The organism is Synechococcus sp. PROS-7-1 (assembly GCF_014279795.1).
In the GTDB taxonomy this organism is placed as follows: Bacteria; Cyanobacteriota; Cyanobacteriia; order PCC-6307; family Cyanobiaceae; genus Synechococcus_C.
This window is the reverse complement of sequence record NZ_CP047945.1, coordinates 116,950-139,279: the sequence shown is the minus strand read 5'-3', so window position 1 is coordinate 139,279 and position 22,330 is coordinate 116,950. Positions and strand designations below refer to the sequence as shown.

The window sequence follows — 22,330 nt, the reverse complement described above, 5'->3', positions numbered from 1 at the left end:
GCGCCCATGAAACGCCCCTTGCTTCGGCACCTGCTGATCCGTCTGCGGGTGAGCCGTTGGCTCGCACCCGGTGTGTGTGCCGTGCCCTACGTGGGCTCTCTGCTGTGGCTGCTGCTCAAAGGCCAGACCTGGATTGCTGGGGTGATGCTCTCTCCCTTGCTGGTGCTGGCGCTCCTGCTCGGGCTCACCTGGCTGCTGGCCCAACTGGAATTCAAGGGCCGCTGGAATGGCTAAATGGCCCGCTTTGATGGTGGCGCCGGACATGTTCCGGCAAACCACCAATCTCAACGGTCGGCGCTGGGCAGGCAGCGCACTGCTGGAGGCCTGGGCTCAGTTCTTGGGAAATCGTGACCTCCACCTGGCCTGCGCTGATCCTCAGTACCCCGCCCAACTGAGCGATGTGCTCGCTCAGGCCGGCCACCGGGGACAACGGCATGGGCATGGCTTGCTGCATCCCCATCCGTATCAAGCGATCGGGGGCTTGTTCATTCCCGATCCCAACCTGGGGCGCTGGAGCCGCTGGCGGGCGCGCTGCGGCTCCCAGCACTTCTCATTAATCGGCCAGATCCACACCCTGAACACGTCGTCGGCGGTGAGGATGATGGAATCCCTGGTCACCGAGCCCGTCCAACCCTGGGATGCCCTGATCTGCAGCAGTTGCGCAGGCCGGGATGTGGTGAACGCGATCCTGGACGACCGGGAAACGTGGATGCAGCGTCGCTTCGGACCGCACCAGCCTCCCCAGCGGCCCCAGTTGCCGGTGATCCCCCTACCGGTGGCCGTGAACGCACTAATCGAGGCCCTGCCGGACCGCAACGCAGCCCGCAAGCAACTTGGCCTGCCGCCAGAGGCATCGGTGTGCCTCTGGTTGGGCCGGCTGTCGTTGTTCACCAAACTCGACCCCTGGGCGCAATACCGGGTGCTGGAGGCGGTGGCCCGCCAGCTCCCGCAGGAGCTGTGGCTGATCGAATGCGGTCCGGATGATTCAGAGCCGCAACGAGATCACCTGGCCCAGTTGCGGGCCCTCTGCCCGAACGTGCGCTTTCTCAGGCTCGGCGGCAGCGAGGCGGTGCCGGAAGAGGTGAAGCACCAGGCTCTGGCTGCAGCTGATGTGGCGATCTCCCTGGTGGACAACTGCCAGGAAACCTTCGGCCTGTCGCTGGTTGAGGCGATGGCGGCGGGGCTACCGATGCTCGTGTCCGACTGGGATGGCTACCGCAACCTGGTGCGCCAGGGGGTGGATGGTTTTCTGGTTCCCAGCCGTTGGCTGACCGATGCGCACCTGGCCTCCGAAGGGCTGGCCTGGGCCCAGGAACTCGGCTTGCAGAGCTACCCGGGAATCGCAGGAGCCCTGGCCCAGCTGGTGGCTCTCGACACCAACGCAGCCGAGGCGATGCTGCTCAGCCTGCTCCAAGATCCCAGCATGGCCCGGGCCATGGGACGCCAGGGACGGCAGCAGATGCAGGAGCGCTGCGAAGGGCAGCAAGTGATGCGCCGCTACGACGACCTCTTCGCCGATCTCGCTGAACGGCGGGCCCAAGCGCAACCACAAGCTGAGCCACCGGCCGCTGCGATCGGCCTGAACCCGGTGCGCCTGTTCAGCCGTTATGCCAGCTTGCCAACGGCAGCCAGCAGCCCTAACGCCACCAACAGCCTTGATGCGCTCCCAGACGTGGTGCGGCAGGGCCGCCTGCCGCTCTGGAATGAGGTGCTTAGAGCCTGCCGGGATGAGGACAGCCGAGCACGCCTGCAGCAGGCCCTGCCCGAGAAGCATCTGTGAGAAAGTTGCAACGATTCTCCCCATCACAACGATGAAGGCCTGGACCGTGACCAGCGCAGTGGCTGGAAGCATGCGCGATGAACTGGCCCAGTTCTGGTTGGCAGCACCTGAGGACATTCTGGAAAGCCTCTGGAACAGCCAGGTGGGTGAAGCCACCCGCCAGCTCACGGCCCAGCTCACCCCCAGCACCTACCTGCCGCCGGAGCAGGTGGAGCTGCGCAACCGCCTGGGAGCCCAGCTGCAAAAGGGGCTGCAGCAACCCGGTGCCGTCAAGGCTTTAATCGCCAATTTCCTGTTCTCACCCCCCGGCAAGCTCACGATCGCCAACCCCCAGGCCAACCTGCCCGGGTGGCTGGTTCCAGGCTATCTGGCGCTGTACGAACAAGGCGGGGCCAGCGGTGCTGGGCAACCACCCGTGCCTGCACAAATGCCGCAGCCCACCCCCAGCCAAGCGCCAACCGCTCCGGATTTCGGGGCGATGCCCTCGAGCCTGGAGGCGTTCGTGGCCAACCGCATTCAGCTCAATCGCCTGTTGGGGCTCTCCAACCTCTATTACATCGATCCTGAGGATCAAGAGATCCAACAGGAATTGCGCCAGCTGCGTCTGCAGCTCGCACAACTAATCCTGCAGTGCCCCGAGCAACAACTGGAAGGGCATTTCCAGGGGGATTTCAGCGATCGCTACTGGGCGCTGGTGCGCTCTGGTGTGCAGAAAGAAGTTCTGCAACCGGTGGAAGAGCAACTGCGTGAGCGGGTGACGCAACGCCTGCAACCCACACAAGGTGGAGGCTTCGGGACCCCGGGGGCGGTGAATGCCTTCCTGGTGGCCATGACGCTGTTCGAACCCGGCAGCATGCAGGTGGACCAGCCGGAACAGAAGCTGCCGCGCTGGTTGCTGCAGGGGTATCACGACGTGTTTGCCCAGGCCCTGAAGGGCTGAAGGAGCGCCGATGCGCATCCTGATCAGCCACAGCACCTATCCCTCCCAGTTCCGCAGGCTGGCCCCCGCCCTGGTGGCCGCAGGCCACGAGGTGGTGTTCCTGCATCAAGGCCGGGAATGGCACGCACCGGATCCCCAAGGGGTAAAGCTGGTGGGTTACGCCGCTGCGAGAAGCAAAGATCCGGAGCACTGTCACCCCTACCTGCGGCGCTTGGAAACCGCTGTGTGCCAGGGGCAGGCGGCCTATCGGGCCGCCAGAACCCTGGATCACGAGGGGTTCCAGCCGGATGTGATCCTCAGCCATGCCGGATTCGGCGCAGGGCTTTACCTCGGTGATGCCTTCCCCCAAGCCAAACGCATCAGCTTGTTTGAGTGGTACTACAACGCCTTCGGCAGTGATGTGGATTTCCTGCAGAAGGGGGTGGTGGAAGCCGATCGCCAACTGCGCCTGCGCACCTGGAACGCCCAATTGCTGCTGGAACTGGCGGATTGCGACGCCGCCGTGGTGCCCACCAATTGGCAACGCCAGCAGTTTCCCGAGGCCCTGCGCTCCCAGCTCACCCTGATCCATGAAGGGGTGGATGTGGAACGCTTGGTGGCCTTGCGCATCCACAAACCGGCTCCTCCTCCCTGGCTGCCCCAAGGCAATGGCGTAGAAGTGGTGAGCTACGTGAGCCGGGGCTTCGAGGCCTACCGCGGTTTTCCCCAGGCGATGGAAGCCCTGGCACTGCTGCAGCAGCAGCGCCCGATGGCACATGTGTGCATCGCCGGGAACGACAGCGTTTGCTACGGGCAGGAGCGCAGCGATGGACGCAGCTGGGGGCAATGGGCCAAGGACTGCTGCGGCCTCGACCCCGCCCGCACCCACTGGCTGGGCGCCCTCGGCACTGAGGACTACCACGGGCTGCTCGCTTACAGCCAAGCCCACCTGTACCTCACGATCCCCTTCGTGCTGAGCTGGAGCTTGCTGGAGGCGATGGCGGCCGGTTGCGCAATCACCGCCAGTGCCACGGCTCCCGTTGAAGAACTGATCAGCACGGAACGCGAAGGCCTGTTGGCGGACTTCTGGGACCCCAAGGCGATCGCCAGCCAACTCAACCGGCTGTTGGGCGATTCGGCTCTGGCCGAGGCCCTTGGAGAGCGCGCTCAAGCCAAAGTTGCCCCCTACAGCGCGGCAGCTGGACTTGAAGGTTGGGCTGCTCTGATGGCAACCCTGCAGTGAGACGGTCTTGGGACCTGAACAATCCGATTGACCAATTATTCAGGCATGAGTAAAAATGCCACTGCTGTGATGGATTACCCGTCACACAAGCTCAATCCGGCCCCGGGTGGGTCGGTTGTGAGGAGTCCACACCCCCCCCACCTCTCACCATCGATCGATGACATCCACCGTCTACAACTCCATCCTCGGCACGGACACCGTTGACAACATTTCCGGAACTTCCGGTGCTGACTCAATTTCTGCTCTTCAAGCCAGCGACTTCGTTAACGGCCTGGGCGGCGCTGACCTGCTCTTTGGCGGCAAAGGCAACGACGAGCTCGTGCAATCCGCTACAGCCAACGAAACCCAGATCAGGGGCGACGAAGGCAACGATGTGATCACCCTGGGGGTGACCGCTTCTGGGGCCACCCTCTACGGCGGCAAAGGCAACGACGTCATCACCTTCGGCAAAACCTTCACCAACGCCTACGCCAGCGGTGACAAGGGTGCTGACACTCTGGATTTCAAAGTTGTGGTCAACTCCACACTGAACGGTGACGGCGGCGTTTCGGCCGGCGACGAAGGCAATGACGAGATTACCTTCACCACCATCAGCAACGGTGTGGTGCTTGCCGACATCGGTGACGACATTGTTCAGTTCAACGGAAAAGCGATTAGTTCTACCCTTTACGGCGGCAAAGGCGACGACACCATCACTGACGATGGGTCCAGCCTGAGCAAAACGCTCGTGCGCGGCGACCTGGGCGACGACGTCATTAACTTCGCAAATACCGCACAATTCATCAACTCCACCATCCTGGGTGATAACGGCAGCAGTGATGGCGGTGATGACAGCATCGTGCTGACCAACACCGACTCCTCCAGCGTTTTCTCATCTGTTTCTGTTGAGGGTGGTGCTGGTGCTGACACCATCGAGTTTTATGCTGGCGAACTTCTTTCCTCCAGCTTCAACGCCAACGCCGGCAATGACGTCTTCTCCGTGGGCGGCAGCCTGATCGGTACCACCGTCTACGGCGGCCAGGGCAACGATGTAGTCTTCCTGACCGGAGATACCAGCGCCAACTTCGGCATCACCGGCGGCGTGGTTTCCCTCGATAAGGGCAACGACGTTGTCAGCGGCAAAGCCATGAGTGCCACTCTGCTCGGTGGCGACGGCGTCGACGTCATCGGTGGTTCCTTCTCCAGCGCCTACCTCCAAGGCAACGCCGGTAATGACTTCATCGGCAGCTTCACTGCTAATAAAGTCACCATCTACGGCGGCCAAGGCGCTGACACCGTTGCTGCTTCCTCCGACAACGGAGTTACGGTCGAAGGCATCGTGATGACCTCCGGCAAGGTCTATCTGGACAAAGGCAACGACGTCTTCTCCGGTGCCAACTACATCTCCTCTTCCAAGATTCTTGGTGGTGACGGCAACGACACCATTTCCTTGGGCGTTGCAACTCAAGGTGGCGTGTCCTTGGTTGGCGGAACTGGCGCTGACTCCATCAAGTACAACGTGGTCGAGGGCGAAGCCTCAGGAACAACTGGTCAAAACCTTGGCACCTACTTCTTCGGTTTTGGTGGCGGCAACGACACCATCGACTTCACCAGCACAATCACAAACGGCAACATCACCTTTGCCATTGATGAAACTTTCAACGGCACAGGAACTTACGTCACCTTGGGCGGCACGAGTAACGCTGCAACGTTGACTCTGGGCACAACCACCGTCACCTTCACCGCCGGTGCGGCCTCGTTCGGTTCAACCAGTGCTTCAGTAGGCGATCTCTCCATTACCTTCACCAACGTGAGCGCTTCCTCGATCACCAGCCTCGGCTGATCGATCCTTCACACACTGTGTGCTCCAGGCTCCCTTCGGGGAGCCTTTTTTATGCTCGCCCCTGGCCCTGATCTGCACGCCATGCCTGCTGCCACCTATGCCCTGCCCCTGGAGCAGGAGCGCTGCTGCTGGCCCCAGGAGGCGCAACGCCAGCTACAAGATTGCCCGCCCCACGCCATCCTGCGCCGGGCCGTGCTCTTGCAACGCCTGGGTGAGCTCAGCGCTGCCGAAGCAACCCTGCTGGCCGCCCTGCAGGGCGGCGATCCAGCTGATCGCTGCCTGGCCCTAGACCTCTTAGTGGGCCAGCAGCAGCGCCGTCAGCAGCGCCTCTGGGCCCTGCAACTGCTCGAGCAAGCCGAAGCGGCGCTGGCCCAAGCAGGAGAGACCTTGGCTGCAGCACGCCGGCAGGCACTGCAAGCCAGCCTGATGCTGCGGCGCCGCCAGCTCCAAGACCTCGCCAGCGCCAGCGAGCCACCCGATGCATCCAAACACTCGCCGCTGCAATGGCTGCAGGCGCTGCAGGAGCAATTCCTGCGCCAGGAACTCGATGGCCTCAGCCTCAGCCTCTGCCAGTGGCCGAGCAATCTCGACAGCCCGGAAGCGCTCGAACTCAAGGCTGTGGCCCTGCGAGCCCTCGGACAACGGGACGCAGCCATGCAGACGCTCGATTACCTGCTGCAGCGCGGCCACGGCAGCGCCCTGGCCTGGCAGCAAACCCTGCAGCTCAACAATGCCGCCGGCCTTCACAACGGCCTGGCGATCACCGTGGCAAGCCGGCAGCATCCCCGCCACCCCGAAATCGCCCACATCCGCAATGCCGTGCAGCTGATCGGTCGCCAAACCGCTGAAGGCCGCCGCAGTGCTTTTCAGGAGCGCCTGCAATACAGCCTCGGCAGCCTGAACGCCCACCCCGGCGAGAGCGATGGCAACCTGCTCAATGCCTACGACCAAACCGGTTGCAGCCATTTGATGCCCTGGCTGCATCCAAACGCCTGGCAAGCCCTAGAGCAACGACCGCTGCTCTGCTCCAATCTGGTGATGCAGCTGGCCTCCCAGTCCCACCCCCGGGCCGTTGAGGCCACCGAACGGCTAGCAAAGCGTTACGCCGTCCCTACAGCCCCCACCCCTGGCCCCGCCAGCACACCCCTGCGGGTGGCCCTGGTGGGCCCGGATTTCGCTTACCACCCCGTTGGCCGGTTCGTGCAGATGCTGCTGGAAGCCGGTCTCGGCCAGGGCGGAACTCTGTTTCTGGCCTCAACACAAGGCACACCCATGCCCCGCACCCAGGAGCTGGCCGGTAACCAGCTGATCGATCTCTCCCAGCGCAGCGAGGCTGATCAACTGCAGAGGATGCGCGATCTCCAGCTTGATGTGGCCGTGGATCTCACGGGTTGGACCGCCAACCACAGCGCCCACCTGTTCGCGCCGCGGATCGCCCCCGTGCAGATCAATTACCTGGGGTATTACGCCTCCAGCGGTCTGCCGGCGATGGACGCCTGGCTCGGCGATCAGGCCCTGTTCCCCACACCGATGCAGGAGTGGCACAGCGAGCGCATCGTGCGCCTTCCCCGCGCATTTCTGGCCTGGAAGCCCAGTGAGCACCTGCCTGAAGGCAGGGTGGACGTGCCGCCAGGGCCGGACGGCCCCGTGACCTTCGGTTGCTTCAACCATGCTCGCAAGCTCAGCGCCGCCACGCTCACGCTTTGGGCCCAGCTGTTGAACGCCGTGCCCTCCGCCCAGCTGGCCTTGAAAGCGTTCGCCTCCGATGATCCCGGGGTGGCCGAGCTGATCCAACGGCGCATGCGCCGCTGCGGCCTCCCCCTGGAGCGGGTGATCTGGCTGCCCACCACGGCCCGGCCCGACGACCACCTGCGCCAATACGGCCTGATGGACATTGCCCTGGATCCCTTCCCAAATGGAGGCTGCACCACCACGTGCGAAGCTCTGTGGATGGGGGTGCCGGTGATCACGCTGTGCGGCAGTCACTACGTGGGCCGCATGTCGACGGCCGTGTTGGCAGCGGCCGATCTGCCGCAGTACATCGCCAACAGCGAAGACGCCTATCTGCGCATTGCGGTGGACGCGGCCGCCCAAGTGAACGCCCTGCGTCAGGGGCGCCGGGCGTTGCGCAGGCGGGTGCAAACCAGTGCCCTAGGCGATGCCGAAGGGCTCGCAACAGCCCTGTGGAGCTGCTGGGGAGCGTTGCGTCAGAGCCTGGCGGCGTAAGACCGCCGCTGCCAGAGCTGGCGATAAAGCGCCTCCATGGCCCGGGCCAGGGAGGCACTGTCTGCCAGATCGGACGCGGCCACGTGTGCGCGTAAAGCCAGTCGTTGCGGCTGATCGCGCGGACCCTGGGCTGCCGCCAAACGGGCTTTCTGCACCATCTCCTCGAGGCTGCGGCTGATCGCCGAACCCAGGCCAGCGGCAGCGAGCACGGAGGCGGTCTGCCGTTCCACCATCACCTGACCCATCACAGTCAACACCGGCACCCCCATCCACAGAGCCTCACAGCTGGTGGTGGTGCCGCTGTAGGGCCAGGTGTCGAGGGCCACATCCACCTGGCCGTAGCTGGCCAGGTGGGCGGACTGATCAACGCTGCGGGGCAGCAGCTCCAGGCGTTCCGGAGCAAGACCCCGCTGCATCAACCGCCCCTGGATCCGGTCCCGTTCAGCCTGTTCTTCAAAGGTGGTGCTCTTGAGCACCAGCACGCTGTCAGGCACAGCCTGCAACACAGCCACGAAACGATCGAGGCAGCCATCCCCGAGCTTGCGGCTGTGGTTGAAACTGCCGAAGCGAAAGCGCTGATCGGCAGCGGTGCGCTCCGGCAGGGGAGCCTCCTCCGGCTGCGGATAGGCCAGGTAGGCCCGGGGCAGAACCAGCAACTGCTCGTTCACACCACGCTCGTGCAACTGAGCAGGGCCAAAACAGGCGGCGTCACCAATCCAACCATCGATACAGCGCAGGTAGGTGCTGGCGGGATAGCCCAGATAACTGAGCTGAATCGGAGCCGGACGGGCCGTGAGCGGCCGCAGGCGCTGCTGGGCGGTGTAGCCCCCCAGCTCCACGATCACATCCAGCTGAAGATCGGCCAGCAAGCGCGCCACTTCCTCATCCCTGCCGAAGCGCAGCTCATGCCAACTGGAGCAGGCAGCCCGGATGCGCTCGGTGAAGTGATCCTGCAGGCGCCCGCAGGAGAGGCCCACCAGCTCCAACTGTTCAGGATCGTGGGCCTCCAGCAGGGGCGCCATGAAGCGCCCCACCGGATGCTTGGAGAAATCAGCCGAAAGAAATCCCACTCGCAAGCGGCGCTGGGGATCAGGATCGCGGATGCGGTCTTGCCAGATCTCTTGCAAGGGCAGCGCCCTGCGCTGTTCCCAGCGCTCCACCTCCTGGCGCAACTGCTCGGCGGGAAGCAGGCGATGGCCAGCCGTGATGAACTGATGCACCGTGAACGGCTCATCCTTGAGCCCGGGCTGATCCAGGGTGCCCTGCAACAGGCGCAAGCCTTCGGCGCTGTGGCCCTGCTCCACCAGCAAACTGCCAAGCGCCAGCTGGAGGTCCGGCCGTTCCGGGGCCAGGCGCACGGCCTGGCGCAGCGCCTGGGTTGGCGCCACCATGCGCCGCAGCTCCTTGTGGCAGGCCGCCACATTCAGCCAGTGGTCCGCCACCGCCGGCTCCAGGCCGGTGAGGCGTTGGTGAAGTGCCAGGGCACCCTCCGCATCGCCTTCGCTCATCAACAATTGAGCCCGGGCCCCGAGCATGCGCGGAGACTCTTGATCCACATCACCGCGTTCGAGCGCGGTGCGGGCCTCCTGAAGGCCGCCCTGCTCCGCAAGCAGAATGATCAGATTCGCCAGCGCCCGGGGATCGTTGGGAGCGATGGCCAAGGCTTCACGGAACTGGGCGATGGCCTCCCGGGGTGCGTCGCGTTTGGCCAGGCAGGCGCCATATTCCAGGCGAAGTTCCGAGCAGCCCGGCTGCGCGGAGACCAAGCGTGGCAGCAGTTGCAACGCCTCATCCACGCGATCGCAGTGATGCAACGACAGCGCCAGTGCCTTGGTCAGATCGTGGTTGCCGCTGCTGCGTTGCAGTGCCTGCTGCAAAAGATCAACGGTGATGGCGGCCTTGCCCTGATCGCGCAGCAGATTGCAGGCATTACAGAGCAGATGCACATCATCGGGGAAGGCCGCCAAGGCCCTGCCGTAATGAGCCTCCGCGGCATCCAGCCGGCCCTGGGAGCGCAGCAGGCTGCCGTAATTGGCAGCGAGATCAGCGGCGGGCGCCTCGGCCATCAACTGGAGATAAGCCTGCTCAGCCTCGTGCCAGTGGCCCGCCCGATGGGCTTCCACAGCCTGCTGACGCAGCTGGGCCGCGTTCATACAACTCAGCGGATCAGCTCAACTTAAGGTCTACGTTCGATCGAACCGACGGATGTGGGGCCTGGAGACTGCCTGCTTGCTCTTTCTGAAGGCTCCCTGAAGGCCGAGACGGCCCTCAACCAAGCCCGTGCAGAGCTTGATCAGGAGCATGCATCGGCCGAATGGGCCGTGGTGGCCTCCGCCGCTCTCTGGATGCTGAAGCGTTTCCAGGAGGGCTACGAACTGCACCGCAGCTTCAGCAGCCATCTCCAGAACGACGGCAATGCCTGGCTCATCGCCGGCCTCTGCGCCCGCAAGCTGGCCAACCACCACCAAGAAGCGGAACAGGCCCTGCTGCGCGCCACCAGCCTGCTGCCCGAGCGCAGCGACGCCCACTACAACCTGGGCAATCACTACAGCGACCTGGATCAGTACGACAAGGCCGTGCTCGCCTATGAACGCAGCCTCGCGCTCGATGCCAATGGAGCACAGGTTTGGCACAACTACGGCATCGCCCTGCGCGAACGGGACCGGCTGGATGAAGCCGAAATGGCCCTGCAGAACAGCCTGCAGTTGGATCCCTGCAACGCCGATGTGTGGTGCAATTTCGGGCTGATTGCCCATGCACGCGAACACTTCGACCTGGCCAAACGCTGTTATTTGCAATCGATCCAGGTGGACCAGCACCACGCCGAAGGCTGGGTGAATGTGGGCATGGCCCTGCTGGAGGAACTGAAGCCGGAGGAAGCGCTCGAAGCTCTGCAACGCGGCAGCGCCCTCGATCCAAGCTCACCGGAAGCGGTGTTCAACATGGCCCTCACCCTGCTCTTGCTGGGCGACTACGACGAAGGTTGGCGGCTGTACGAAACGCGCTTCACCACCAAACAATTCAGCGGCAAACAACCCCCCTGCAGCGGGCCCTGGGTGTTGACCATGGAGCAGCTGCAGGCGCTGGCCCGTGAGCAGCGCCGTTGCCTGGTGTGGACCGAACAGGGACTGGGGGACGTGATTCAGTTCCTGCGTTACCTGCCGATCCTGCAGGCGCTGGGGGTGTCGTTTGTGTTTGCCACTCGCCGCACCCTGATCCCGCTTGTGCAGGAATGGGGACCTCCAGGCCTCACAGTGTGCGATGACACAGCCCTCGATGAAGACCTGAAAACAGCCCCGCACCTGGCCCTGCTCAGCCTGCCCCGGCTCCTGCGCACCACGCTCAGCACCATCCCTTCAGCAACCCCCTACCTAAGGCCGCCAGGCCCACCTCCAGCCCAGCTGCTGGTGCCAGCTCCCCCAGGGGGGATCGCCGTGGGCCTGGTGTGGGCCAGCAATCCCGGCAACAAGGCGATGTATCGCCAAAAGAGCCTGCCCCTCAAACTGCTCCTGCCCAGACTGTTGCCAGCTCTGAGCAACGACCTGATCGAATTGCACAGCCTGCAGGTGGGCAGCGATGCGGATGAACTGGCTCCTTACCAGCACCTGGAGGGGCTCGTAGACTGGAACGGACGCCTGGATCACTTCGGCGACACCGCCCATGTGGTGAGCCAGCTGGATCTGGTGATCAGCGTGGATACCGCCGTGGCCCACCTGGCTGCAGCCCTGGATCTGCCCACCTGGGTGTTACTCCCCAACAATGCCGACTTCCGCTGGTTGCGGGATCGCTCGGATTCCCCTTGGTACAGCAGCATGCGCCTGTTCCGCCAACCCAAACGCCACGACTGGAGCAGCGCCATCGATGGGGTGGTGGACGCCCTAGGCGAGGTGCTCGGCCTCGATCTCAACGCCCTGGCCCAGGAGGTGCGCTGATGCAGTGGCAACACTGGACCATCGAGGACGAAGCCCTGCAGGGCCTGATCCGCCGTCAGGAGCTGGCCCCCACCCTGCTCAAACGCTGCATCGAAGAAGAGATCACGGCGCTTGTGAACCTCAGCGATGCTTGCCTCGACGATCTGGAACAGCGGTTCCGTGAGCAGCAGTCGCTGCAGAGCGACGAGGATCTCCAGGCCTGGCTGGAACGCAAACACTGGAGCCAGGAGGATCTGCTCCTCCATCTCGCCCGTCCAGAAGCGTTGAAATGCTTCTCGGAGCAGCGCTTCGGGCCGGGCCTGGAAGAGCATTTCCTCACCCGCAAAAGCAACCTCGACACCGCGCTCTATTCCCTGCTGCGCGTGCGCGATCCCGGGCTGGCCAGGGAGCTCTGGATTCAGATCAGTGAAGGGGAGATCAGCTTTGCCGATGCCGCTGCCCAGCACAGCGATGGTCCTGAAGCCAGCAGCCGTGGCCTGCTGGGGCCCATGGCACTGGGTGATCTGCAACCGGAACTGGCTGAGCGACTGCGCCACATGCAACCCGGAGACCTCAGGCCCCCTGAAGCCCTCGGCCCCTGGGTGCTGCTGCTGCGCCTGGAGAAACTCACCCCGGCACGCCTGGATGAGGGCATGCGCCAACGCCTGCTGCAGGAGCAGCTGGATCAGTGGCTGCAGGCGCGCTGCCAGGCCGTTCTCGAGGGTGAGCAGCCCGAGGAGTTGCATTACGATCCATCCCCATGAGCACCGTCGAAACACTCCAAGGCCTGCTTCGTCGTTTCGAAGCCTTCGCCCATCTGAGCGAGGGCGATCTCAAACTGCTCAGTGAGCAAGCCCAACCGTTCTCCTGCAGCACCGGCCAGGAGTTGCTCAAAGCCGATCGCATGCCCGAGCAGGTGTACGCGATCGTGGAGGGGCGGGGCCGACTCCTGCACAACGACCCGGGCGTGCGCCGCCCGCTCACCTTGGCGCTGTGCCATCCCGGTGACCTGGTGGGCTGGGCTGGCCTGGCCTGCAATCATCCCTGTGAGTGGCTGACCGCCTCAACGCCCTTGAAACTGATCGGCATTCCCGCCGACACCTTCCTCGCCCTGGCTGAGTCGTCCGACTCCCTGAGAGCCTGGGTGGATCGCAACAATTCTCCGGCCGAAATCATCACGGCCCTCGAACCCTCCCTACGCAAGCGCCCTCACGCTGACCCCGACGAACGGGAGGTGCTGCGGCGGCTGTTGCCCCACATGCAGGTGATCCAGGCCCGAGGACTTCGCCGGTTGCCAGCTGAAACGCCAGAAGCGATCTGGCTTTGGGACAGTCTCCCCTGCGCAGACCAGGCCGCAGACATCCGCATCGGTGAGCCGGTGGATCCAAAGCAGCTGGCGGCCTTGGCCGAGAACCAATCCCTGCGTCTGCTGCGCATCGATGCGGAGGCCTGGGAGCGGGAGTTGAGCCCTCCTCTGGAATCTCCGGATGTAGTGAATCAGATCAGTAGCACCAACCTCTGGCAGGGCGATCGCTATGCCGACATGGCCGCGCCTGAACCCACCGGCGCCATCACCACCAGCACCCCATCCGCCGCTGATGGCAGCGGGCTGGGCCCCAAACTCGATCGCCTGCCCGTGCGCACGGGCATTGGTCCGGTGGCCCAGGCCCTGGCCTGCATCGACATGCTGTGTGCCTTCCACGGCATGCCGTTCCGCCGCGATGTGCTGGAACGCATCACCAAGGAAAAACTGCGCGACCGGCCCGCGAGTTTGCAAAGCATGGGCGAGCTGCTCAGCTTCGCCAGCTTCCGGGTGAACCAGGTGGACATCGCCGTGCATCAGATCCACCGTGCCAGTACGCCCTGTGTGGCCCTGGTTCAGAACCAACCCACCGTTCTTTACAAGGTGGTGGCCGGTGAAGTTCTCGGCGTGATCCCGGAGTTCGGGCGGGTGCGCTTTCCCGTGTCGGAACTGGGAGCACCGAATGAGGGCCTCAGGATGCTGGTGGTCACACCCGGAGCTGATTCCCAGCGCCGCAAGTTGGGTTTCGGCTGGTTCCTCCCCCAACTGCGCAAATACCGGCGCAGCCTGATCGAAGTGCTGGTGGCCTCGCTGATCCTGCAGCTGCTCACCCTGGCCAACCCACTGATCATCCAGCAGATCATCGACAAGGTGATCGCTCAGCAGAACCTCGACACGCTCTACGTGCTGGGGATGCTTCTGCTGATTGTATCTGTGTTTCAGGGACTGCTTGGTGCCCTGCGCACCTATCTCTTCGCCGACACCACCAATCGCATCGACATCGCCCTCGGCGGCGAAGTGATCCAGCACCTGCTGCGGCTGCCCTTGCGCTACTTCGACAAGCGACCGGTGGGTGAACTGCAGACGCGGCTCGGTGAGCTCGCCAACATCCGGGGCTTCCTCACCGGCACCGCCATCACCCTGCTGCTGGATTCGGTGTTCTCCGTGATCTACATCGGCGTGATGGTGGCTTACAGCGGCGTGCTCACCGTGGTGTCGCTGGGTGTAGTGCCGTTATTTCTGGGACTCACCTTGCTGGCCTCACCGATCATCCGCAGCCAGTTGCGCAAGGCGGCGGAAAAAAATGCCGTCACCCAGAGCCAGCTGGTGGAAGCCCTCAATGGTGTGCAAACGATCAAGGCGCAGAACGCCGAGATGAACATGCGTTGGCGCTGGCAGCGCAACTACTCCGCCTTCATGAGCGAAAGCTTCCGCACCCTGCTGATCGGGGTGAGCACAGGAACCGCGGGCAGCTTTCTCAACGAACTCACCGGCCTGCTCACCCTCTGGGTGGGGGCCTTCCTGGTGATCAAGGGCGAGCTGACGATCGGCCAGCTGATCGCCTTCCGGATCATTTCCGGTTATGTGGTGGGCCCGCTGCTGCGCCTGGCCACCTCATGGCAGAGCTTTCAAGGGGTGGCGCTCTCGATTGAACGTCTCAGCGATGTGGTGGATGCCAAGGCCGAAGGCGAAACCGAGTCGGGAGATCAATTGCCCCTGCCGCCTGTGGCCGGAGAGGTGAGCTTCCAAGGCGTGGATTTCCGCTTCAACGAAGGGGCTCCCTACGTGGTGAAAAATGTGAGTTTCAGCGTTCCCGCCGGTTCATTTGCTGGAATCGTGGGCCGCAGCGGCAGCGGCAAGAGCACGATCATGAAGCTGCTGCCGCGGTTGTATGAGCCTGAAGCAGGCAGGATTCTGATCGACGGCTACGACATCAACAAGCTGGAGCTGAGCTCGATCCGCCGGCAGATCGGCATCGTCCCCCAGGACAGCCTTCTGTTCGATGGCACAGTGCGCGAGAACATCACGCTCACCGCGCCGGAGGCCACCAGCGAAGAAATCACCTATGCCGCCAAGGTGGCCTGCGCCCACGACTTCATCATGGAGTTGCCCCAGGGCTACGGCAGCCGGGTGGGCGAACGGGGCAGCGCGCTTTCTGGCGGACAACGCCAGCGCATCGCCATCGCCCGCGCCGTGCTGCAACGCCCGCGGCTGCTGATCCTCGATGAGGCCACCAGCGCTCTTGACTACATCACGGAGCGTCAGGTATGCCTCAATCTGAAAAAAGCCTTCGAGGGCAGCACCGTTTTCTTCATCACCCACAGGTTGTCAACCATCCGCGCCGCGGACGTGATCCTGATGATGGATCAGGGGTCGCTCGTGGAACAAGGAAGCCACGCCGAACTCCTCGAGCAGGAAGGTCGTTACTTCGCCCTCTACACCCAGCAGGACACCGGCCTTGACTGATCCCTCCACCTCCATCACCCCGCTCCCGAAGGGTCACAAACCTTGGGAAGGCAGTTCCGCGGTTGTGGAACAGGGCCGGCACTGGTCGTCGACGCTCGTGTGGCTGAGCTCCGCCATCTTCGGATCGGTGCTGATCTGGGGTTTCAGCGCGAAAGTGGATCAAACCATCAGTGTGCGCGGCAAACTGGAACCCGCCGGCAGTGTGCGCGAGGTGGATTCACCAGCCTCAGGCGTGGTGAGCAAGGTTCTGGTGCGAGACGGTGAAACCGTTACAGCCGGCCAACCCTTGCTGGAGGTGGAAGCCGAGGGGATTCGCAGTCAACGCCAATCCACCCTCACCACGATCGCCCTGCTCGAGGCTCAGAACCGCTCCCTGCAACGTCTGCTCGACAGCAATGGCAGCAGCGAATCCCTGGGCACCACCCTGGAAGCCCCCACCAATCTTGCTCCTGCTCTGCAGGAGAAGGTGACCACGGCCCTGCAGCAAACCCAGCAGATCAAGGCGCGCCTCAAACAGATCGATGTGCGCCTGAAAAGTCGGCGTGAAACCCTGGCGCTCTCCCAACGGATCGCCGACGACCTCAAGCCGCTGTTTGAAAACGGTGGTTACTCCCGCATTCAGTACCTGCAGCAACTGAATGTGATCCAGGAACAAACCAGCGAAATCTCCTCTCTCAATGAAGAACGGGAGAGTGTGATCGGCAGCGTGGCCGGCCTGATCAACCAGAACAACCGGGATCTCGCCAATCTGAAAGCCACCCTTAATCAAGTCAACGAAACCCTCTCCTACCGAACGGTGAAGGCTCCGATCAGCGGCACGATTTTCAATGTGCAGGTGAGCCCCTCAGGTTTCGTGGCCACCGATCAGGTGGTGATGGACATCGTGCCCAGCGAACGCTTGCAGGCTCAGGTGGCCATCAGCAACAGTGATGTGGGCTTCATCAAACCTGGACTTCCCGCCACCGTGGCCGTGGACTCCTTCCCTGCCGGTGAATTCGGCTACATCCAGGGCACGCTCACCTCGCTGGGCTCCGATGCCCTGCCTCCCGACAGCACCAATGGCATGTCTCGGTTCCCGGCCACCATCAGCCTGAAGGAACAGACCGTGGAATCGGGTGGCCGCAAACTCAATCTTCAAAGCGGCATGGCCGTAACCGCCAACATCAAGTTGCGTTCGCGGCCCGTGATCACCCTGGTGAGCGACATGTTCACCAAACAGCTCGATGGCGTGAAGCAGTTCCGCTGATCCATGGACCTGCTGGTGATCACCAACCTCTACCCCCCTCAGGAGCTGGGGGGGTACGGCCGCGCCATGGCCGATTTCGTGTGGGGGTTGCAAGCACGGGGCCACCGCATCCAGGTGCTGAGCGGCGATGCCCCCTATCTCGGACCGAGCAGCCATGGGCCCAGCGGCGAACCGGTGGAACGGCAGCTGGAGCTCAAGGGAAATTTCTGCAACGGCATCAATCATGAGTTCAACTGGCCCAAGCGGCGAAGCATTGATGCCCGCAACTGCGCCCGCCTGCAGCAGTGGCTGCAACGGCACCGCTGGGATGGCGTGCTGCTGGGCAATATGGACCTTCTCGGCGTGGAGTTGCTACCCACGCTGATGCAAGCGGGACTGCCCGTGCTCCATCACATCGGCTTTGTGGTGGAGCCCTACGAGGCCAAACATGCTCCACCCATGGCTTCCTACCGCATGGTGGCGGCCAGTGAAGCCGTGCGCGCCGCCCAGATCAGGCATGGCTTTCGCGTGGATCCTGATGCCGTGGTGTACCCGGGATGCCGTGATGACCTATTCGGTGCAGCCGCAACCGAAGGCAGGCCGCTGCCTCCACCCCCCGGAGGCCTCAACCAGCAACCGCTGCGTGTTGGATTTGCCGGGCTGATCATTAGCTCCAAGGGCGCGCACACCCTGCTGAAAGCGGTGCGCCTGCTCAAGGAACGGGGGGTGCCGATCGTGGCCAGCTTTGCGGGCAAACGCTTTGCCCGCGCTTACGCCCACGCCATGGACGTGTACATCGAACGCCACAACCTGCAGGAGCAGACCTCTTTCGTGGGCGAACTCAACCGCAGCCAACTGGCCCGTTTCTTCCGGCTCCAGCACGCCTGTGTGTTTCCATCGATCTTCCCGGAAGCCTTTGGCATCGTGGCCGCCGAAGCGATGGCCAGTGGTGTCACCCTGGTGAGCAGCGGTGCTGGCGGTGCTGCAGAGCTGTTCGAACCCGAGATCAGCGGCCTGACATTTGCAGCGGAGGACGCCTACGCCCTGGCCGACCAGCTCACGCGCCTGGCCACCGACCCTGATTTACTCCTGCGTCTGCAACAGGCAGGCGAGCAGAGGGTACGCCAGCACTTCAGTGTGACGGCCATGGCCTGCAAGCTGGAGCAGCTGTTCCACACCACACCCAGGAGCTGATCCAGGCAGCGTTCGAGCTGTGAGCAAGATCACAGCCGCGCCTGATCCTGATCATCAACCCAGAGAAAGTTTCGAACGACAGTAAGTGCATCGGAGGAACAACTCCACCCCTCCGCCTCACCTCTTCTCTCCTTCATTCCCCTTTCTCATCATGGTCTTCGCTCCGATTTACAACGCAACCGATGAAGCCAACCAGTTCCAAATTGAAAGCGAAACTGTCAACTACTCCAACAGCAACGATGTTGTCGACGTGAACAACGCCTCGGATCTGATCCGCGGCAAGTACACCCTGCTGCACAGCGGTGATGATCAGTTCTTTGGCACCAGCTTTGATTCACCCGGCTGGGACAACATCGCCAATGGCAACCGAGGCAATGATTACCTTGAAGGCAGGCTGAACAGCCGCGACTACCTGCGTGGCGGCAAAGACAACGACAAGATTTACGGCAACACTGGTGGCAACGACATGCTCTTTGGCGACTTCGGAGAAGACGTTGTCGCCGGCTCCGACTGGGGCAGCAACATCATCCGCGGCGGCAAAGGTGATGACACCCTCCTTGGTGGCAACAAGCGTGACCTCCTGGTTGGCGACTTCGGCACCGACACAATGAAAGGTGGTGCCGGCAGCGATTTCTTTGTGCTCCGCACCGACACCAGCAGCAACACTGGCCTCAGCAACCTCACCCCCAACGCCGCAGAGGCCGATCGCATCACCGATTTCGCCGCGAATGATTACCTCGTGATCACCGGGGTGGACTCCAGCTTCGATGTGAACCTGGTGTGGAACAACGGCGACTACCTCGTGGAGGTGATCACCGAAGGTGGTCCTCAGTACGCCGGCATCATTGAGAGCCCTGGCTTCTTCCCCAATCAAGAACAGATCCTGATCGGCCAAACCGCCTCCGACATCCTCGCTGCAGCCGATGGCAACGCCCAGGCCTTCACCCAAGACCCCAACCTGCTCAACAGCTTTGGCGTCTAAGCAACCCCTTCCTCTCCGCCAAACGCGACGCCCTCTGCCATCACTGGCAGGGGGTTTTTCGCGACCCATCAAATTCTTAAAACTTCCTGGAACACACCAACCCTTCAGCTCACCACCAACACAGTTAAGGAGCGCTCCATAGGCACAAGCAAGGCACATGAGCTTCAATCCTTCGTTTCCCGATCAATACAAGCCGACATCCACCCAAAACGTCTTTGACTTTGTTGACAACGTTGTTCAATATTCAACCTCCAATGATGTGATTGGCCTTCCTGGAGACAACAGTGCTTTTCCTGAGGCAATCCGCGGAAAATACGTGCTGTTGCATGATGGCGCAGATGAATACTACGGCACTGATTTTGATTCCTCTGTTTGGGACAACATCGCCAATGGCAACAAAGGATCCGACTTCATGCGGGGCCTAAACAACAGCCGCGACTTTTTACGAGGCGGCAAGGATGATGACAATATTTGGGGGCGAGAGGGAGGCAATGATTTTGTCTTAGGCGATGCAGGCGATGACCTTGTTTACGGCTCACTCACTGGCGAAAACATTGTTCGTGGCGGCAAAGGCAATGATTTACTTGTTGGCTATGACAAGCGCGACCTCCTGGTCGGCGACTTCGGCAAAGACGAATTGAGAGGCAACGGCGGCAGCGATTTATTTGTGCTCCGCACCGACACCAGCAGCAGCTCAGGCCTCAGTAACCTAAGCGCAAATGCCGCCGAAGTAGATATCATCCAAGACTTTGACAACACAGAAGGGGACTATGTTGTTCTGACAGGAATCAGCTCAACAGACCAGATCAGTCTTCAATACAGCGGCGCGGACATATTCATCAAAGTCATCCAACCTGATTTCACCAGCCTCTACGCCGGCAAACTGACAGCTCCAGTTGGCTTCGATAAAACTCGCATTTTGGTTGGCGACACAGCCGATCGGATCCTCGCTGCGGCCAGTGGGGACACGAATGCATTCGGCATCGATCCCAACCTGCTCAACACTTTTGGCATCTGAGTCGCAACGACCGTGCTGAGTCAGCCCTCTGCTCTCACAAGCAGGGGGCTTTTTCATGCCTCAATACCCCCTGTGAGCAAGATCACAGCCGCGCCTGATCCTGATCATCAACCCAGAGAAAGTCTCGAACGACAGTAAGTGCATCGGAGGAACAACTCCACCCCTCCGCCTCACCTCTTCTCTCCTTCATTCCCCTTTCTCATCATGGTCTTCGCTCCGATTTACAACGCAACCGATGAAGCCAACCAGTTCCAAATTGAAAGCGAAACTGTCAACTACTCCAACAGCAACGATGTTGTCAATGTCAACGACGCCTCGGATCTGATCCGCGGCAAGTACACCCTGCTGCACAGCGGCGATGATCGCTACGTCGGCACCAGCTTTGATTCACCCGGCTGGGACAACATCGCCAATGGCAACCGAGGCAATGACCGCCTCCAAGGCCTAAACAGCAGTCGTGATTATCTGCGTGGCGGCAAAGACGACGACAGGATTTACGGCAAAATAGGAGGCAACGACATGCTCTTTGGCGACCTCGGAGAAGACCTTGTCTATGGCTCCGCTTTTGGAAGCAACATTCTCCGCGGCGGCAAAGGCGACGACTTCCTGCAAGGCGGCAACAAGCGTGACCTCCTGGTTGGCGACTTCGGCACCGACACAATGAAAGGTGGTGCCGGCAGCGATTTCTTTGTGCTCCGCACCGACACCAGCAGCAGCACTGGCCTCAGCAACCTCACCCCCAACGCCGCAGAAGCCGATCGCATCACCGATTTCGCCGCAAATGATTACCTGGTGATCACCGGGGTGGACTCCAGCTTCGATGTGAACCTGGTTTGGAACAACGGTGACTACCTCGTGGAGGTGATGACCGATCTCGGCCCTCAGTACGCCGGCATCCTCGAGAGCCCGGGCTTCTTCCCCAATCAAGAACAGATTCTGATTGGCCAGACCGCCTCCGACATCCTCGCTGCAGCCGATGGCAACGCCCAGGCCTTCACCCAAGACCCCAACCTGCTCAACAGCTTTGGCGTCTAAGCAACCCCTTCCTCTCTGCCAAACGCGATGCCCTCTGCCCTCACAGGCAGGGGGTTTTGTCTTGGCGCAGGGGACAATGGATGGAAACTGTCGATCTGCAACGCCCATGGCCCCACCTGTCGCTCTGATCACCGGCATCACCGGCCAGGACGGCAGCTATCTGGCGGAACTGCTGTTGGAAAAGGGCTACCAGGTGCACGGCATCAAGCGCCGGGCCTCCTCCTTCAACACCACCCGGATCGATCACCTCTATCAAGATCCCCACGATCTGGATCGGCACCTCTCCCTGCATTACGGCGATCTCTCCGACGGCAGCAACCTGCAGCGCATCATCGAGCTGGTACAGCCTGATGAGATCTACAACCTCGGCGCCCAGAGCCATGTGGCGGTGAGTTTCGAGGCCCCTGAATACACCGCCAACGTGGATGCCCTCGGCACCCTGCGCATCCTCGAGGCCGTGCGCATCCTCGGCCTCACAGGCAAAACACGCATCTATCAGGCCTCCACCTCCGAGCTCTATGGCCTTGTGCAGGAGGTGCCCCAAAAGGAAACCACCCCCTTCCACCCGCGCAGTCCGTACGGCGTGGCCAAGCTCTACGCCTACTGGATCACCGTGAATTACCGCGAGGCCTACGGGATGTATGCCTGCAACGGCATCCTCTTTAATCACGAAAGTCCGCGCCGCGGCGAAACCTTCGTGACGCGCAAGATCACCCGCGGTCTCGCCCGCATCGATGCCGGGCTCGATCAGTGCCTCTACATGGGCAATCTCGACTCCCTGCGCGACTGGGGCCACGCCCGCGATTACGTGGAGATGCAGTGGCGCATGCTCCAGCAGGAGCAGCCACGGGATTTCGTGATCGCCACCGGCCGCCAGGAATCGGTGCGCCGCTTCATTGAGCTCTCCGCCAGTGCCCTGGGCTGGGGTCCGATCCGCTGGGAGGGCAGCGGCATCGAGGAAACCGGCCGCCGCAGCGACACCGGCGCTGTGGTGGTGCGCATCGACCCCCGTTATTTCCGCCCGGCAGAAGTGGAGACCCTGCTCGGGGATCCAAGCCAGGCCCAGGCGCTGCTGGGCTGGACCCCCACTACCACTCTCGAGGAGCTGGTGACCGACATGATCCACAGCGATCAAGACGAAGCGCGCAAAGAGGCCTACCTCAAGCGCAAGGGCTTCCAGGTGGCCAGCGCCCGCGAATGACCCAC

General features: G+C 62.4%; 16 protein-coding genes. 15 read left to right on the top strand and 1 reads right to left on the bottom strand.

What is annotated here, in order from left to right; genetic code table 11:
• Positions 1–6: 6 nt before the first annotated feature.
• The 6 genes from SynPROS71_RS00675 (at position 7) to SynPROS71_RS00650 (ending at position 7,990) form a co-directional block, all read left to right on the top strand.
• Positions 7–234, top strand: coding sequence for a hypothetical protein (locus SynPROS71_RS00675; protein WP_186595993.1), 228 nt, complete (start codon positions 7–9; stop codon positions 232–234).
• On the top strand, positions 227–1,780 hold the full coding sequence (locus tag SynPROS71_RS00670) for a glycosyltransferase family 4 protein (RefSeq protein WP_186595992.1): 1,554 nt from the start codon (positions 227–229) through the stop codon (positions 1,778–1,780). Before SynPROS71_RS00675 ends, SynPROS71_RS00670 begins: the two co-directional genes overlap by 8 nt.
• Positions 1,781–1,811: 31 nt before the next feature.
• Positions 1,812–2,720, top strand: coding sequence for a hypothetical protein (locus SynPROS71_RS00665; RefSeq protein ID WP_186595991.1), 909 nt, complete (start codon positions 1,812–1,814; stop codon positions 2,718–2,720).
• Between the two features lie 10 nt (positions 2,721–2,730).
• Entirely contained in the window at positions 2,731–3,942 is a 1,212-nt protein-coding gene (locus tag SynPROS71_RS00660) for a glycosyltransferase (RefSeq protein ID WP_186595990.1), read from the top strand.
• A 157-nt stretch (positions 3,943–4,099) separates the two neighbouring features.
• Positions 4,100–5,764 (top strand): calcium-binding protein, encoded by a 1,665-nt coding sequence (locus tag SynPROS71_RS00655; protein WP_186595988.1) that lies wholly within the window; start codon positions 4,100–4,102, stop codon positions 5,762–5,764.
• A 51-nt stretch (positions 5,765–5,815) separates the two neighbouring features.
• Entirely contained in the window at positions 5,816–7,990 is a 2,175-nt protein-coding gene (locus SynPROS71_RS00650; protein ID WP_186595986.1) for a hypothetical protein, read from the top strand.
• Here the strand turns inward: SynPROS71_RS00650 and SynPROS71_RS00645 are convergent.
• The gene (locus SynPROS71_RS00645) at positions 7,972–10,143 is read right to left on the bottom strand and encodes a glycosyltransferase family 41 protein (RefSeq protein ID WP_186595985.1); all 2,172 of its coding nucleotides are present in this window, start codon (positions 10,141–10,143) and stop codon (positions 7,972–7,974) included. The genes SynPROS71_RS00650 and SynPROS71_RS00645 overlap by 19 nt on opposite strands.
• 54 nt (positions 10,144–10,197) lie before the next feature.
• On the opposite strand from SynPROS71_RS00645, the gene SynPROS71_RS00640 reads away from it, so the two are divergent.
• From SynPROS71_RS00640 to gmd, 9 genes are all read left to right on the top strand, one after another.
• The gene (locus tag SynPROS71_RS00640) at positions 10,198–11,922 is read left to right on the top strand and encodes a tetratricopeptide repeat protein (RefSeq protein ID WP_186595983.1); all 1,725 of its coding nucleotides are present in this window, start codon (positions 10,198–10,200) and stop codon (positions 11,920–11,922) included.
• Positions 11,922–12,665 carry a peptidylprolyl isomerase gene (locus SynPROS71_RS00635; RefSeq protein ID WP_186595981.1) on the top strand — a complete coding sequence of 248 codons (744 nt, stop codon included), beginning with the start codon at positions 11,922–11,924 and terminating at the stop codon, positions 12,663–12,665. Before SynPROS71_RS00640 ends, SynPROS71_RS00635 begins: the two co-directional genes overlap by 1 nt.
• Positions 12,662–15,670, top strand: a complete 3,009-nt coding sequence (locus SynPROS71_RS00630) for a peptidase domain-containing ABC transporter (RefSeq protein ID WP_186595979.1) — start codon at positions 12,662–12,664, stop codon at positions 15,668–15,670. The genes SynPROS71_RS00635 and SynPROS71_RS00630 overlap by 4 nt, the downstream gene beginning before the upstream one ends.
• Positions 15,663–16,916: an HlyD family secretion protein gene (locus SynPROS71_RS00625; RefSeq protein WP_255442244.1), complete on the top strand. Its 1,254-nt coding sequence runs from the start codon at positions 15,663–15,665 to the stop codon at positions 16,914–16,916. The genes SynPROS71_RS00630 and SynPROS71_RS00625 overlap by 8 nt, the downstream gene beginning before the upstream one ends.
• Positions 16,917–16,919: 3 nt before the next feature.
• Entirely contained in the window at positions 16,920–18,089 is a 1,170-nt protein-coding gene (locus SynPROS71_RS00620) for a glycosyltransferase family 4 protein (RefSeq protein WP_186595978.1), read from the top strand.
• Positions 18,090–18,240: 151 nt separating this feature from the next.
• On the top strand, positions 18,241–19,071 hold the full coding sequence (locus tag SynPROS71_RS00615; RefSeq protein WP_186595977.1) for a calcium-binding protein: 831 nt from the start codon (positions 18,241–18,243) through the stop codon (positions 19,069–19,071).
• 157 nt (positions 19,072–19,228) lie between these two features.
• Positions 19,229–20,089 (top strand): calcium-binding protein, encoded by an 861-nt coding sequence (locus SynPROS71_RS00610; RefSeq protein ID WP_186595976.1) that lies wholly within the window; start codon positions 19,229–19,231, stop codon positions 20,087–20,089.
• Positions 20,090–20,293: 204 nt separating this feature from the next.
• Entirely contained in the window at positions 20,294–21,124 is an 831-nt protein-coding gene (locus SynPROS71_RS00605) for a calcium-binding protein (RefSeq protein WP_186595975.1), read from the top strand.
• Positions 21,125–21,230: 106 nt separating this feature from the next.
• Entirely contained in the window at positions 21,231–22,325 is a 1,095-nt protein-coding gene (gene gmd, locus SynPROS71_RS00600) for a GDP-mannose 4,6-dehydratase (RefSeq protein WP_186595974.1), read from the top strand.
• Positions 22,326–22,330 lie beyond the last annotated feature (5 nt).

Bases quoted from the DNA above. Each gene is read 5' to 3' on its own strand.
- SynPROS71_RS00675 (WP_186595993.1), top strand. From the start codon at position 7: ATGAAACGCCCCTTGCTTCGGCACCTGCTGATCCGTCTGCGGGTGAGC.
- SynPROS71_RS00670 (WP_186595992.1), top strand. From the start codon at position 227: ATGGCTAAATGGCCCGCTTTGATGGTGGCGCCGGACATGTTCCGGCAA.
- SynPROS71_RS00665 (WP_186595991.1), top strand. From the start codon at position 1,812: ATGAAGGCCTGGACCGTGACCAGCGCAGTGGCTGGAAGCATGCGCGAT.
- SynPROS71_RS00660 (WP_186595990.1), top strand. From the start codon at position 2,731: ATGCGCATCCTGATCAGCCACAGCACCTATCCCTCCCAGTTCCGCAGG.
- SynPROS71_RS00655 (WP_186595988.1), top strand. From the start codon at position 4,100: ATGACATCCACCGTCTACAACTCCATCCTCGGCACGGACACCGTTGAC.
- SynPROS71_RS00650 (WP_186595986.1), top strand. From the start codon at position 5,816: ATGCTCGCCCCTGGCCCTGATCTGCACGCCATGCCTGCTGCCACCTAT.
- SynPROS71_RS00645 (WP_186595985.1), bottom strand. From the start codon at position 10,143: ATGAACGCGGCCCAGCTGCGTCAGCAGGCTGTGGAAGCCCATCGGGCG.
- SynPROS71_RS00635 (WP_186595981.1), top strand. From the start codon at position 11,922: ATGCAGTGGCAACACTGGACCATCGAGGACGAAGCCCTGCAGGGCCTG.
- SynPROS71_RS00630 (WP_186595979.1), top strand. From the start codon at position 12,662: ATGAGCACCGTCGAAACACTCCAAGGCCTGCTTCGTCGTTTCGAAGCC.
- SynPROS71_RS00620 (WP_186595978.1), top strand. From the start codon at position 16,920: ATGGACCTGCTGGTGATCACCAACCTCTACCCCCCTCAGGAGCTGGGG.
- SynPROS71_RS00615 (WP_186595977.1), top strand. From the start codon at position 18,241: ATGGTCTTCGCTCCGATTTACAACGCAACCGATGAAGCCAACCAGTTC.
- SynPROS71_RS00610 (WP_186595976.1), top strand. From the start codon at position 19,229: ATGAGCTTCAATCCTTCGTTTCCCGATCAATACAAGCCGACATCCACC.
- SynPROS71_RS00605 (WP_186595975.1), top strand. From the start codon at position 20,294: ATGGTCTTCGCTCCGATTTACAACGCAACCGATGAAGCCAACCAGTTC.
- gmd (WP_186595974.1), top strand. From the start codon at position 21,231: ATGGCCCCACCTGTCGCTCTGATCACCGGCATCACCGGCCAGGACGGC.